The organism is Falsiroseomonas sp. HW251 (assembly GCF_050563545.1).
Lineage (GTDB): Bacteria > Pseudomonadota > Alphaproteobacteria > Acetobacterales > Acetobacteraceae > Falsiroseomonas.
Genome location: NZ_JBNXUM010000051.1, coordinates 1 through 12,402, shown reverse-complemented (window position 1 = coordinate 12,402; position 12,402 = coordinate 1). Strand labels below are relative to the sequence as shown.

The window sequence follows — 12,402 nt, the reverse complement described above, 5'->3', positions numbered from 1 at the left end:
CCGCCCCCCTCTCGCCCGCGATAACACAGCTCTCGCCATTCGAGGTAGAGGCCGCGTCGACCGCCGGCGCGCGGCGTGACGGGAACGTGCGAATCTGCCACGTTGCGAGTCACCCGCCTGGCTCCCCAGGCTCCGGCGGCGGTCTCCAGAGACAGAGGTTGATGCGGCGCCGAGGTTCCGAACCCGATGTCCCGGCGCAAGGCCAGCGCCATGACGGCGCCACCGAGCTTTCAGCGACAACGGGACGAGCCTTCGTCGGGCGCGCTGCCCGGCTCGGCGTCTCCGGCCTGCCCTTCCTGCTGCGGCTCGCGAGCCTAGCCGGCAAGTTCGGGCTGTCGCTCTACATCCTGCGCTATCTCTCCTTCGGCGACCTCGGTCTCTACGGCCTGGTCTTCTCCGCCTCGATGATCGCGGTGGTGCTCTTCGGCGGGCGGATCGACCACGACCTGGCGCGGCGGGTGGTGGGCATGCCGGCGGAGGAAGGCCGCGCGCTGCTGCGCGACCAGACCATTTTCTTTCTGCTCAACTACGCCGCGGCGCTGCCGCTGGTTCTCGTCTTCCATCAGCTGAGCGGCGAAACGCTGGCCTTCCTGCTCCTCGCCTACCTCATCTGCTGCCTGGAGAGCTATTCGAACCTACTATTCGTGACGACCAACTTCCTCGGCCGGCCGATCCTCGCCAACCTCGCCTTCTTCGTCCGCGCGGGGCTCTGGGCCTTCATCGTGATCGGCATCGGGCTGCTGGTGCCATCCACGCGGGTGCTGTGGTTCGTGCTTGCCCTGTGGGTGGCCGGCACCGCGGCGAGCATCGCGCTGAACCTGATCTGGCTCGACGTGGCGCGCTGGCCGGGGCTGCGCGCCGTCCCGTTGGACCGCGCGCGGATCCGCCACGCGCTGCGCATCAGCTTCCCGATCTGGATCGGCTCGATCGGGCTGGCCGGCGGCTCCTACCTCGACCGCTTCGTGCTCGGTGCCTTCCTGGATCTGAAGGCGGTGGGGCTGGCGACCTTCTACACATCCTTCACCGCGGCGATCGTAACCCTGGTGAGCAGCGGCGTGCTGAACGTGGTGGCGCCGAAGCTTGTCGCCAGCGCCGCGCGCGGCGATGCCGGCGGCTACGACCGCGAGCTCCGGCGCGCCGGCCTTACCGTCACCGCGCTGGGCACGACGCTCTGCCTGCTGGTCTTGGCCGGTGTCGGCCAGGTGGCGAGCCTGCTGCAGCAACGCGAGATCGAGGCGACGCTTCTCGCCTTCGGCCTGCTAATGGCCGCGACGGTGGTCCGCCTGGTCGCCGAGACCGCCTTCTTTGGCCTCTATTCGCGCCACAAGGATCGGGCGATCTGGCTCGGCAACACCGGATTCCTGGCGGCGTCGCTGCTGCTCAACCTGATGCTTGTGCCGTGGCTCGGCCTGACCGGGCTCGGTATCGCCGCTATCCTGGCCAACCTGTTCCTGCTGGCCGTCCGGCGCGACGGCCTGCGCGGGTTGCCCGCCGCGTGAGCGGCCGTGTCAGTTCTGCCTCCGCAACCGTTTGAAGGGTCCCGATGCAAGGTCTTCACCCAGAGTTGGTGCGGCGAGACGAGCGTCCGGTCCCGGACGCTGCGTCGGAGATCCGGCTGTTCGGCGTGCTGCGCGACGAGAAGCTGCGGCTGCCCTATTTCCTCGACTACTACCGGAAGCTCGGCGTCACGCGCTTCTTGCTGATCGACAACATGTCGCGCGACGGCTCCGGCGAGTTCCTGCTGCAGCAGCCCGACTGCCACGTCTTCTTCACCGAGGGGTCCTATCTGCAGAGCCGGGCCGGCGTGACGTGGCTGAACTCGTTGCTCGACACCTTCGGGCTGTCGCACTGGATCGTGCTGGCCGACATCGACGAGCTGCTGGTCTACCCGGATTGCGAGCAGGCCGACCTGCCGCGCTTCTGCGCCTGGCTCGATCGGGCCGGGCACGAGGCGATGTATGCGCTGCTGCTCGACATGTACAGCAAGCAGCCAATGCGCGACCTCCGCTACGAGCAGGGTGAGGATTTCCGGCAGGCCTGCCCGTATCACGACGGGACCTATTACCTGGTGCGCCGCTTTGGCTTCCCGAATCCGGGCTCGGCCTTCCCACCCTTCGAGCACATTGGCGGCCCGCGCCTGCGGCTCTGCTTCGCCGAGCAGCTCACGCCCGCGCTCTGGCCGCGGCTGCGGCCGAAGGTGGAGCGCCGCGCGCTCGCCGTGGCGCACATGCTGGGGCTGCTGCGGGGCAGGCAGCCCCCGAACGTCGCGACCCAGGCCTTCAAGGTGCCGCTGGTGAAGTGGAAGGCTGGCAATGCCTTCGTCACCAGCCACCGGCTCAATCCGGTGAAGCTGGCGCCGGTGACCGGCGCGCTGCTGCACTTCAAGTATTTCCAGGACTTCAGCCGGCGGATCGAGGACGCGCTGGAGTCGGGCGAGCACTATGGCGGCTCGGTCGAGTACCGCCGCTATGCCGAACTGCTCGCGGCCGATCCGACGCTGTCGCTCGCTGATGCCGGCAGTGTGGCGTACGCGTCGAGTCAGGGCCTTGTCGAGCGCGGCCTGATCCGCACCTCACCGGATTGGGCGCCGGAGGTTGGCGCAGGAACCCGAAAGGCGTAGCGCAAAGCTCGCCTGAGGCGGGTCGCGAGAGTCTCCTTCGGGTCGGACACGACGGTAGCCGTCCGCCGGGCCAGGCCACGGCGCGCCGGGCGGCGAGCACGCGTCGGACAAGCTGCCCGCCATCCGTCTTACTCAACCGCCCAGCATCCTCGCAGCACCGCATGACGCTGCCCTCGCCCAGCAGCAGCAGCAGGACGATGGCGGCAAGCACGGCCTCGATGCGCCCGAACCGCTCGTTGACCTACTTCCAGCGCTCGGCGCAGACCGCCTCGCGGACTTCGAGCTTCGTCGGAGCGTCGCCCTGTCGTAATAACTGGCCCACGGACAATGAGGCTTGGTGATGCGACTATCCGCTTGGCTTTCGTCGCAGCCAGAGCGAAGCGTCGTGTCGCGCCGCTGTCAAAAGGCGCCGCCCTGACAGGCTGCGGCCTGCGGGGCTCGGGGTGGTGGCGCCCGGCTGATCGGGTGCTGAACCGGAGATCCCGACGATGAAGCTCACCGACACGCAGCAGCAGATCCTGACTGCCGCGGCGGCGCACCCGGACGGCCTCGCGCTGCCGCCCGACCGCCTGCCCGCCGCGCCGCGTCAGGCGGTCGGCAAGGCGCTGCTGAAAGCCGGCCTAGTGGCCACCGCGGCGAACCTGAAGGCCGAGCCTGGCACGGCCTGGACCATCGACGGCCAGCCCACGCTGCTGCGCATCACCGACGTCGGACTGGCGGCAGTCGGCGTCGAGACGGCTCAGGAAGCCCCGCAGATGGGCGCTGAGGCCGCCAGGGCGCCTGAGGGCGACGCTGCCGAGACGGCCCCGGAAGGCTTCCAGGAGCCCGCCAGCGGCGTCCCTGGCCCTTCCGGCCGCCTGTCCCTCCGCGACGCAGCGACGGCCGTCGTGGCGGCCTGGAACGCCCCCGGCGACCGCACTGGCATGAAGGAGGCCATCGCCGCGCTCCGCGCCGCCTTGGCCGGCAAGGCGCCGAGGCAGCCGCGCCAGCCCGGCGTGCCCCGCAAGCCGCGCGAGGGCACGAAGCAGCAGCAAGTCCTCGCCCTGCTGCGCCGGCCGGAGGGCGCAACGATCGCCCAGGTCGCCGAGGCCATGGGCTGGCAGCAGCACACGGTGCGCGGCTTCTTCGCCGGCCTGAAGACGCGCCAGGGCATCGCGGTCGAGGTGCTGGAGCGCGTTCGCCAGGTCGGGGCGGGCAAGGACGGCGCGAAGGGCTCCTACAGCGTCTACCGGATCGCCGATGCCGGCTGAACGGCGCCACGGCCAGGCCCCGCGCTACGCGGTCGGGCTCTACCGGGTTTCGACCGCGGAGCAGGGGCAGAGCGGGCTTGGGCTGGAGGCGCAGCGCGCCTCCGTCCAGGCCTTCGTCGCGAGCCAGGGCTGGACTTTGGTGACGGAGTACAGCGACGTCGCCTCCGGCAAGGACGACCGGCGGCCGGGCTTTCAGGCGGCGCTGACGCGCTGCCGGCAGCTCGGCGCGGTGCTGGTGGCGGCGCGGCTGGACCGCATCACTCGTCGCGCTCACACGTTGTCACAGCTGCTCGAAGATGGGATTTCGATCCGGGCAGCTGACATGCCCGGCGCGGACGACCTGATGATGCGGGTCTATGCAGCCATGGCGCAGAAGGAGCGCGAGCTGATCAGCGAGCGCACCCGCTCGGCGCTGGCTGCTGCGAAGGCTCGCGGGAAGGTGCTGGGCGGCGATCGGGGGTATCGCCCCGCCGCTGGTCCGGACGCGGCCGCAGCCGCATTGGCGCGCCGTGAGGCCGCGGAGCGCGCAGCGCACCGACTTGCGCTCGAGGTGGAGCGGCTGCGCACTGAAGGCATTATCGGTCAGGCGGCTCTCGCCCGAGCGCTGAACGAGCGCGGGGTGCCGCCGCCCCGCGGCAGCGGCGCCTGGACCCACACGACGGTCTCGCGCGTGATGTCTCGCGCAACCGCCTGAACGGTGCGCTGGCACTGCCGCGAGGACAGGCTTATGCAACTGCCCTGGTCGGCGACGCATCCGACGCGCAGGGGGAGGCAAGCCGTGAACGTCTACGCCGACGACGCTGGCGAGAAGCGGCTGGTCGGGAAAGCGTCCGTGCCCGCTGATACCGGCCCGGTGTTCGAGGTACCGCTGTTCAGCGCGCAGTCGGTCATCCACGAAACGTACATCATCGGGACCGTGACGCACTTCCGCCCCTGCGCCGCAGTACCTGTCGCGGAACGTGCCGTGCTGCTCGCTGCGGGGCAGTCGCCGGACCTCCTGCCAGGCTGGACGCCATTGGCGTCCTGACCTCGAACACGGGGAGTCAGACGCTGTGGTGTGGCGCCGGCGAGTGTCGCATCAGCACGAAGCCGCTGGCCAGGAGATGGCGAACAAGCTCGGCGGCCGCCAGCTTCGACGCGTACTCCAGCCCCGTACGCCGCGCCTTTCCCCGCTCGTTGAAGCGCATCGCGTAGGCCAGGGCATCGGCGACCTCTTCTGGAGCCGCGGGCAGTAAGCGCCGGCCATCATGTTCGACCGGCCCTGGCGGGGCCTGGTACGCGCCAACAGACCGCAGGATGTCGTTGAGCGCAGCGTCGATCGCGCTCGCGGGTAGCGCGGGCTGCATACCACGGCCTAGTCCACGCGCTTCGGCGGCAGCTTCGGCGAGGCTGGCCGAGCGGCTCGCAATCGCGGTGACGAGGACCTCCCGCATGCGGCGGAGGACCTCAGAATCGATTGGGCCGGAGGCGGTCATGGCGTGGAGTATGTTCCTAAAATGTTCTCACCGCAAGCCGAGCCGATATCCCGGCCTCAAACCACCTGTCGATCGCCTTGCCCGCGATGCTCCGCGGAGCCGCGACGCCTACCGAGCCATCCACGGTGCTAGCCTCGCGACGGGGAAGGAGCCGACCGCGATGAAGACGCTCCGCATTCTTGCTCTGGTCACTCCAGCGATCTTGCCTGCGGCATCAACGCTGGTTTCGGCGCAGGCCAACCTCCGGACTGAGTTCAGTCGCGCCTCGGAAACGCGCATCGCAACATCGAATGGTGCGCTGACCTTGAGGGCGCAGACGGACCCGCAGACTGGGAGCATGACCGGGACCGCCACCTATGGCCCGGACGAGCGTGACTGCGGTGGGCCTCTGACAGGGCTGGTCGAGGTCTACGCCGTCCGCTTCTCCGCCGGTCAGTGTTCCGGAAAAGGCGAGATCGCCGTGAACGGGATCGTAGGCAGCGTGACGACGCCGCTTGGAACCGAAGCCGTGCGGTTCTGGCCTGGCCGATAGTGGATTTGGAAATCGGCGGCCACGTTCGAACCGGGCGACGCCGTCTCCCGACCTGTTCACCACCGAGCAACGGTCGTTGGTCGGTGTTGAACAGGCCTCGCTTGCTGCGCTTCACTCGCGTGGCTTGTAGCGCGCGATCCACTCGTCTGGCGTGATGTCGTCATCCGGTGCGTCCACCACATACGATCGACGACGGCGAGGCGGTCCATCTTCATCAGCGATGCCGCGGCCGGCGATGCGAGCCAGTTCGTCGTCGCTCAGATCGTCGGCCCGCGGGATACCACTGATCACCGCAAAGGGCGCGTTGAAGCCGTGGTCCACCCGCTGCCGCTCGCTCCAGCCCGCCCGTGCCTTCATCCAGAAGATCGCCGCCGCGACGTTGTTCCCCTCTGTCGCCATCCGGAACAGCGATTGCGCCACCTTCGTCGTCGCCTCCGTCCCGCCGCGGTCCAGCTCCGCCCGGAAGCGCTTGCGCAGCGTCTTCGCGTCGATGTCGAGGTAGGTCGCGATCTCATCCTGCGGCACCCCGAAGCCCGCCATGGCGCGGACGGTCCGGCGTTGCTCGGCGGTGGGTTCAAACCTGGCCGTCACCGTTGGCCTCCACGCCACGCCCCGCGGCCGCCTGGGCCCGCGTCCAGCCCGACCCTGCCAGGACCGCCTTCTCGCCCGTGAAGGCCTCCCAGCGCGCCACGGCGACGTCCACATAGGCCGGCGAGAGCTCGACCGCGTGGCAGGCCCGGCCCGACATCTCCGCCGCGATCAGGGTGGTCCCCGATCCGCTGAAAGGCTCGTAGACCGCCTGGCCGGGGCTGGAGTTGTTCTCGATCGGACGGCGCATGCACTCCACGGGCTTCTGCGTCCCGTGCACCGTCTCGGCATCCTGCCCGCGGTTGGCGATCTGCCAGAGGGTGGTCTGGGTCCTGTCGCCCGACCAATGGCCCTTGGCGCCGTCGCGGACGGCGTACCAGCAGGGCTCGTGCTGCCAGTGGTAGTGCCCTCGCCCGAGGACGAGGCGGTCCTTGGCCCAGATGATCTGCGCGCGGATGTCGAAGCCGCAGGCCACCAGGCTCTCGGCAACCGTCGTGGCATGCAGCGCGCCGTGCCAGACATAGGCGACATCGCCCGGGAACAGTGACCAGGCCTCGCGCCAGTCGGCCCGGTGGTCGTTGAGCACCTTGCCCGTGCGCTTGGTCGCAGACCCTTCCAGCGCCCCGTTCCGCCAGGCCGGGTCGTACTCCACGCCGTAGGGCGGGTCGGTGACCATCAAGTGTGGCCGCACCCCGTTCAGCGCCTGGGCCACCGTCTCGGGATCGGTGCTGTCGCCGCAGACCAGGCGATGCCGCCCTAGGATCCAGACATCCCCCAGATGACTGACCGGCTGCTCCGGGACGGGCGGGATCTCCTCGGGATCGGTCAGGCCCTCGGTCGCGTCGATCAGCAGCTTGCCGATCTCGTCGAGGTCGAAGCCCGTCAGGCCGAGGTCGAAGCCCTCGTCGCGGAGGTCGGCCAGTTCGAGGCGCAGCAGGTCGTCGTCCCAGCCGGCGTTCAGCGCGAGCTTGTTGTCGGCGAGGATGTAGGCCCGGCGCTGGGCAGGCGTGAGGTGAGACAGCTCGATGGTCGGCACCTCCGTCAGGCCGAGCTTTCGGGCGGCGAGCAGGCGGCCGTGGCCGGCGATGACCCCGCGCGCGCCGTCGGTCAGGACGGGGTTGGTGAAGCCGAATTCGCGGATCGAGGCAGCGATCTGTGCGACCTGCGCGTCGGAGTGCGTCCGGGCGTTGCGGGCGTAGGGGATCAGCTCGGCGACGGACGCGGTCTTGTAGGGCGGAAACATCGACCCGAAGGGTGCGGCGCTCATTCGGCTTCTCCTTCGAGCAGCTGCGGCTCGACGTCGTTGCCACGCGGATCAATGAAGCGGCGGATGACGACGAGCGGCGCCACTGGAGCAGGCAATGGCGCGCCGCCCGGCCCGGCCACCTCGACGGCATGCTTCTCGCGCCAGCCAGCGCGGGCCTTTAGCCAGAAGATCGTGGCCGCGATGTTCCCCGGCGTTGTGGCCTGCTGGTACAGCGTCTGTGCGACCCGCGCGTTGGCCTCGACGGTCGCGGTGTCGAGTTCGTGCCGGAAGCACTTGCGCAGCGTGGGTGGGCTGCACTTCACCACGAGCGCAATGTCGTCATGCGGGACGCCGTAGCCGGCCATCGCCTTGACGATCCGTCGCTGCTCCTCTGTTGGCGTGAAAGGCCTGCGTCCCATCGCTCCGTCGTCCAACGCAGGGACAAGACCGCCTCTGCGCAGCGACAGAATACCGGATCGCGATTCGCTGCTTCAATGCACCGCAATTGCGATGCTCTACGGCGCAATGCGACGTAGCGACGCGCGAAGCCCTTTTTCAGCGCGGGACGCGCCGTGCGTCGCCGTCCGGGGTGGAGGAGGGTGGAGGCACTTTCTGTTTAGTCTGCCGCGCGCGCGCGTATGTCAGCAGAACCGAAAACCCCTCCACCCTCCTCCACCCCCTCCACCCCGGGACACTCCTCTCGCCCCGTGGCGAGCGGCGTCTTAAGGCCCACCCCTCGCACGAACTGCGTGCCCTTCACCGTGCTGTAGCGGACGCCCTCGATCTTCTCGATGGCGCTCCGGAAGGCAGAGGGCGTCGGCGGCGTCTCGCCGTTCTCGATCGCCCAAGCCCGGCAGTCGGCGAGCAGCCTGCCGGGTTTGTCGGTGAGTGTCGCGTCGCGGATGCAGCGCTCTGCAATCCAACGGCCGATCACGTCCTGCGCCTCGAAGTACTCGGCGGTTGCGTTCACCACCACAGCCGGCCGGAGCAGTCCGTGCTGCTGCCAATCCAAGCAGCCCTCGATCATCCAGCGAAGGATGCCGGATGCCTCATGCCAGAGCTTCTCCTCCAATCGCCGGTCGGGCGTGGCCGGCTTATGTACAAAGGGAACGATGTTGAACCGGCGTCGGGCGGCCTCATCGACGTTCCGCAGCATCGGCTTGTGATTGCCGACGATCAGAAGTTTGAACTGCGGCAGGAAGGTGAAGGGATCGCGCCGCATGAAGTTCGCGGTGATCGGATCGCCGCCCGTCATCTGCTTGATCCGGGATTCGGCCCACGGTCGGCCCTCCTCGGTTTCGCTCGCAGCGACCATCCGAGCGCCGCGCATCATTGCCAGAAACGTCAGGTGCTGCCCCGTGCCGGCCTCCGTAAAGGTGTTCATCGCCGCGGTCTGGTGATAGTCGCCCAGGATACGCGCAACCGTGTTCAGCAGTACCGACTTGCCGTTGCCACCCGGCCCGTAGACAAAGAGCAGCGCATGCTCTCTCGTGCTGCCAGTGAGGCTGTAGCCGCACCATTGCTGCAGGAAGCGGACCAGGTCCTCGTCCCCGGCCGTAGCCTCCTGGAGGAAGCGGAGCCAGGTCGGGCAGGCCGGCGCCGCGGCCGGGGAGACGGCGGTCCGCTTGGTGATGTAGTGGTCAAGCCGCGGCGGCCGAAGCTGGCCAGTTCGCAGATCCACCACGCCGCCAGGCGTGCCTAGCAGAAACGGGTCCTGATCCCAGGTGGCCGCCGTGACAGCGATCCCGCGTGCGCGCTGCGCATACTTCTCGACTGAGGCTACGAATGCAGCTTTGCCGGTGATCGCCCTGGTCCTGAAGTCAGTCGTGCGGTTCAGTTTGCGGACAAGCGAACGCGCTCGCGTAAAGGCGAGCCCGTCCCAGTTTAGCGACCAGTGCGTGCCGGTGAAGACGAACCAGGCGCCGGTGTCATGGCAGTAGCGCAGCGCATCCTGGTTCTCCCTTTCGAATGCGAGCGCGACACCGTCCTCGGTCAGTTCGAAATCATCCGCGGTGTTGGGCTCTGCGGCGTTCGGCGTGTGGTCGACGGGCGGATCCGTCCAGGGGCGCAGCCAGCCGTTCTGCGCCGCCTCCCAGAACAGCGTCCCGATGGTGACGTCCATCGGACTGGTCCGATAGCTCCTCCACTTCGCCCGGGTGGTCTCCGGATCGTCCTTGGGTGACTGAGCGGACCACCGGATAAAGAGTTCCTCCCCGTCATCGGCAAGCGCGTCGAAGAGAGCCGCGCCGATCCGTACCCAGCCCTCCCAGTCGTGCCGGTTCGGCACTGCCGCGAGCGCTTCGGCGACGATCTCACGCGAGGGCGGTGGGTAGGCCTTGCGGATGTTGAGCTTACGCGGCTCGTCGGTGCGCTTGCTGGGCTTCGGATCGGCAGAGGTGTGCCGCGCCTTCGCTGTGGTCGGCTGCGCACCGGCCTGCCGCAAGGTCGCTTCAGCGGCCAACACGAAGGCCTCAAGCACGTCGGCGGTGACTTCCGGGACGTCGGTGAACGGGTGGGTGTGGGGAGCGGCCTCGAGCCACCTGTATAGCTGCCCGGTGTCGGGGTGGACGCCGTAGGCGACGACCTGCTGGCCCTCAGCGAGGATTTCCACCTTCACCGACACGCCGCTCGCCGTGATCATGGTCGGCGTCTGCAACTTGGTCATCGGCTCTGCCACGCGATAGAGCAGGGCGACCTTCGGCGCGCGGCCGATCCGGACGAAAGGTGTGGAGCCGACCATGCGGGTGGTCAGATCCCGCAGGCGTGCGGCGAGATCTTCCACCGGCATGTCGATGTCCACCACGACGAGCTTGCCGCAGACCAGGCCGGTCCCCGGCTGATTGGCGACACCGCGCCAACCCTTGACTATTTCGGTGGTCAGCGTCTCGACCGTGAACGCGTCCCACCCCTTCAGGAACGGCTGCTTGCCAGGGCTCCTGACGCCGGGGTGCTTGTAGTCCGGGGAGGTAATGGGGACGGGGACCCAGCCATTCGCCAGGAGTGTCAGGCGGAGGGTGGTCGGATCCTGGCTGAAGGTGCTGCCGTCCGGCATCGCCAGCCTCGCTCAGCGCCCGCCGCGGAGGTGCTCGGCCTCGTAGGCCTCCACCTCCGCAAGCGGATAAAGGACACGGCCACCCACGCGCAAATGCCGGGGCCCGCGCCGGGTCTGGCGCCACTTCTCAAGCGTCCGTCCGCTCAGCCGCCAGCGGTCTGCCAGCTCGAGCTGGGTGAGGTGAGGCTGCCCATCCCGCCGCTCCCTCGCATCTGTCGATCCGTCGCGCATCGCCGCACCCCGAAGCAGGTCGTCGGGGGATAGGTAAACCGCGCAATACAACGGACATCCACGACGGACATCCGACGATGCACATCATCGGATGTCTGGCTTGGATGTCCGCTTCAGCGCCCTGTAATCGTCATTCAACTGCTTCTCAATGGTGCTCGCGGTCGGTGGCTGATGTCCGTCAATCTTCGTCTTGATCCAGGCCTCAAGCTCGTTGGCTTCTGCCTTCAAGGTGCCCTTCATCTCGCCCGCCGCCGCGCGAGAGCGCATCTTACGCCGGAGGATCGGCATGAAGCTGACCTTCACCGGCATCTTCAGCTCCGAGCCCTCCTCCTCGACAACACGGCTGGCGTACTCCTCCAAAAACAGGAACAGCGCCTCGTCGGTGAGGCCGCGGACTGTCTCCGCGGTGACCTCAACAGGCGCTGCTGCAACTGCGGGACCGCTCAGCGGTACTGGCGGTGCGCCCGAAAGCGTCTGCATTGTCGCCGTTTCGTACGGGAGCTCCGACAACCTGACCGACACGTAGCGCCGTCCGGCACCTACGACTGTGCTGGCCCGAAAATCGAACTCGTAGTCTGCGACCCACACGCCTGGGATCGCGCTGCGTGCTTCGTGCCGCTCGGGATCGGTTTGGATGCCGCTAAGGTGCATGCGTCCCGCCTCGACCCTTTGACGAAAGTCTCGAAAGAGGACGTCCCAGGCCGCATCCAGCGCGGCATACTCGCGGCGCATGTAGTCGCTCGACACGAGCCTCCCAGGCTCATACCGCGCCGTCGCTCCGCCGAGGTGAGGACGCCTGTCCCAGTCGATGAGTTCCCGTGCGAATGGCCTCTCAGCTCGTCGGACGGCGTCAACCAACTGCGGCTCGCACAGCTGGACGATACCATCTGGCAGAGACAGCAGTGCTGGCGCCGACGACTCCGTCATGACCTGCAGGGTATCGAGTTGGCCCGGTTGATGTCATCCGCTCGCGAGGCGGCCCCGTGAGCGGCCGTCCCAACTCCCTGTATCACCTGCCGCCGCACCTGCGTGAGGTCTCCGACATCCTCGCCCGTGGTCTGGTGCGGCTACGTAGCCGCACCGCGGAGGATCTCGCCCACGACGCCCTGGAGACCGGAGACAGTTCGCTACACTTCACCGCCGACCAGAGCGTGTGTGCGAACCCCCGCGAGAGGAGGTCCGTATGACACGACAGAGCCGCGCCGCCGCGGCGAGCAACGCGCCCGAGGCGTCGCCGGAGCCAGTACTGCCGGCTATTCCGCCCGACACCGTCGTGAGCCGCCTAGCCGCGCTTCAGACCGCGCCGATCGCCGACCTGAAGCAGCAATGGCGGACGCTGTTCGGCAAGGAGGCGCCGCCGTTCAGCCGCAGCTACATCACCAGCCGGCTCGCCTATCGCATCCAGGAA

The 12,402-nt window shown here is 68.3% G+C and carries 13 protein-coding genes; 7 read left to right on the top strand and 6 right to left on the bottom strand.

Going from position 1 to position 12,402, the window contains the following annotated elements; genetic code table 11:
• Positions 1-161 precede the first annotated feature (161 nt).
• The 5 genes from ACLF3M_RS33565 (at position 162) to ACLF3M_RS33545 (ending at position 4,897) form a co-directional block, all read left to right on the top strand.
• Positions 162-1,499 (top strand): lipopolysaccharide biosynthesis protein, encoded by a 1,338-nt coding sequence (locus tag ACLF3M_RS33565; protein WP_430661379.1) that lies wholly within the window; start codon positions 162-164, stop codon positions 1,497-1,499.
• 68 nt (positions 1,500-1,567) lie between these two features.
• Entirely contained in the window at positions 1,568-2,620 is a 1,053-nt protein-coding gene (locus ACLF3M_RS33560) for a glycosyltransferase family 2 protein (RefSeq protein ID WP_430661378.1), read from the top strand.
• A 488-nt stretch (positions 2,621-3,108) separates the two neighbouring features.
• Positions 3,109-3,870 carry a DUF3489 domain-containing protein gene (locus ACLF3M_RS33555; protein WP_430661377.1) on the top strand — a complete coding sequence of 254 codons (762 nt, stop codon included), beginning with the start codon at positions 3,109-3,111 and terminating at the stop codon, positions 3,868-3,870.
• Positions 3,860-4,564, top strand: a complete 705-nt coding sequence (locus ACLF3M_RS33550; RefSeq protein WP_430661376.1) for a recombinase family protein — start codon at positions 3,860-3,862, stop codon at positions 4,562-4,564. Before ACLF3M_RS33555 ends, ACLF3M_RS33550 begins: the two co-directional genes overlap by 11 nt.
• Positions 4,565-4,648: 84 nt before the next feature.
• Positions 4,649-4,897 (top strand): hypothetical protein, encoded by a 249-nt coding sequence (locus tag ACLF3M_RS33545; protein ID WP_430661375.1) that lies wholly within the window; start codon positions 4,649-4,651, stop codon positions 4,895-4,897.
• A gap of 16 nt (positions 4,898-4,913) precedes the next feature.
• On the opposite strand, the gene ACLF3M_RS33540 is transcribed toward ACLF3M_RS33545, so the two are convergent.
• Entirely contained in the window at positions 4,914-5,345 is a 432-nt protein-coding gene (locus ACLF3M_RS33540) for a hypothetical protein (RefSeq protein ID WP_430661374.1), read from the bottom strand.
• A 160-nt stretch (positions 5,346-5,505) separates the two neighbouring features.
• Here ACLF3M_RS33540 and ACLF3M_RS33535 point away from each other — a divergent pair, with 160 nt between their 5' ends.
• Positions 5,506-5,877, top strand: coding sequence for a hypothetical protein (locus tag ACLF3M_RS33535; protein WP_430661373.1), 372 nt, complete (start codon positions 5,506-5,508; stop codon positions 5,875-5,877).
• A gap of 111 nt (positions 5,878-5,988) precedes the next feature.
• Here ACLF3M_RS33535 and ACLF3M_RS33530 read toward each other — a convergent pair whose 3' ends face one another.
• The 5 genes from ACLF3M_RS33530 to ACLF3M_RS33510 form a co-directional block, all read right to left on the bottom strand.
• Positions 5,989-6,417 (bottom strand): hypothetical protein, encoded by a 429-nt coding sequence (locus ACLF3M_RS33530; RefSeq protein ID WP_430661372.1) that lies wholly within the window; start codon positions 6,415-6,417, stop codon positions 5,989-5,991.
• Positions 6,418-6,451: 34 nt separating this feature from the next.
• On the bottom strand, positions 6,452-7,732 hold the full coding sequence (locus tag ACLF3M_RS33525) for a site-specific DNA-methyltransferase (protein WP_430661371.1): 1,281 nt from the start codon (positions 7,730-7,732) through the stop codon (positions 6,452-6,454).
• Complete coding sequence (locus ACLF3M_RS33520) at positions 7,729-8,076, bottom strand: hypothetical protein (RefSeq protein WP_430661370.1); 348 nt, start codon at positions 8,074-8,076, stop codon at positions 7,729-7,731. The genes ACLF3M_RS33525 and ACLF3M_RS33520 overlap by 4 nt, the downstream gene beginning before the upstream one ends.
• Positions 8,077-8,327: 251 nt before the next feature.
• Positions 8,328-10,763 carry a phage/plasmid primase, P4 family gene (locus ACLF3M_RS33515; protein WP_430661369.1) on the bottom strand — a complete coding sequence of 812 codons (2,436 nt, stop codon included), beginning with the start codon at positions 10,761-10,763 and terminating at the stop codon, positions 8,328-8,330.
• 315 nt (positions 10,764-11,078) lie between these two features.
• Entirely contained in the window at positions 11,079-11,741 is a 663-nt protein-coding gene (locus tag ACLF3M_RS33510; protein WP_430661368.1) for a hypothetical protein, read from the bottom strand.
• Positions 11,742-12,177: 436 nt separating this feature from the next.
• Here ACLF3M_RS33510 and ACLF3M_RS33505 point away from each other — a divergent pair.
• Positions 12,178-12,402, top strand: a 225-nt coding sequence (locus ACLF3M_RS33505) for a DUF2924 domain-containing protein (RefSeq protein WP_430661367.1), incomplete at its 3' end; no start/stop codon positions are given.

Bases quoted from the DNA above. Each gene is read 5' to 3' on its own strand.
- ACLF3M_RS33565 (WP_430661379.1), top strand. From the start codon at position 162: ATGCGGCGCCGAGGTTCCGAACCCGATGTCCCGGCGCAAGGCCAGCGC.
- ACLF3M_RS33555 (WP_430661377.1), top strand. From the start codon at position 3,109: ATGAAGCTCACCGACACGCAGCAGCAGATCCTGACTGCCGCGGCGGCG.
- ACLF3M_RS33550 (WP_430661376.1), top strand. From the start codon at position 3,860: ATGCCGGCTGAACGGCGCCACGGCCAGGCCCCGCGCTACGCGGTCGGG.
- ACLF3M_RS33540 (WP_430661374.1), bottom strand. From the start codon at position 5,345: ATGACCGCCTCCGGCCCAATCGATTCTGAGGTCCTCCGCCGCATGCGG.
- ACLF3M_RS33535 (WP_430661373.1), top strand. From the start codon at position 5,506: ATGAAGACGCTCCGCATTCTTGCTCTGGTCACTCCAGCGATCTTGCCT.
- ACLF3M_RS33530 (WP_430661372.1), bottom strand. From the start codon at position 6,417: ATGGCGGGCTTCGGGGTGCCGCAGGATGAGATCGCGACCTACCTCGAC.
- ACLF3M_RS33525 (WP_430661371.1), bottom strand. From the start codon at position 7,732: ATGAGCGCCGCACCCTTCGGGTCGATGTTTCCGCCCTACAAGACCGCG.
- ACLF3M_RS33520 (WP_430661370.1), bottom strand. From the start codon at position 8,076: ATGGCCGGCTACGGCGTCCCGCATGACGACATTGCGCTCGTGGTGAAG.
- ACLF3M_RS33515 (WP_430661369.1), bottom strand. From the start codon at position 10,763: ATGCCGGACGGCAGCACCTTCAGCCAGGATCCGACCACCCTCCGCCTG.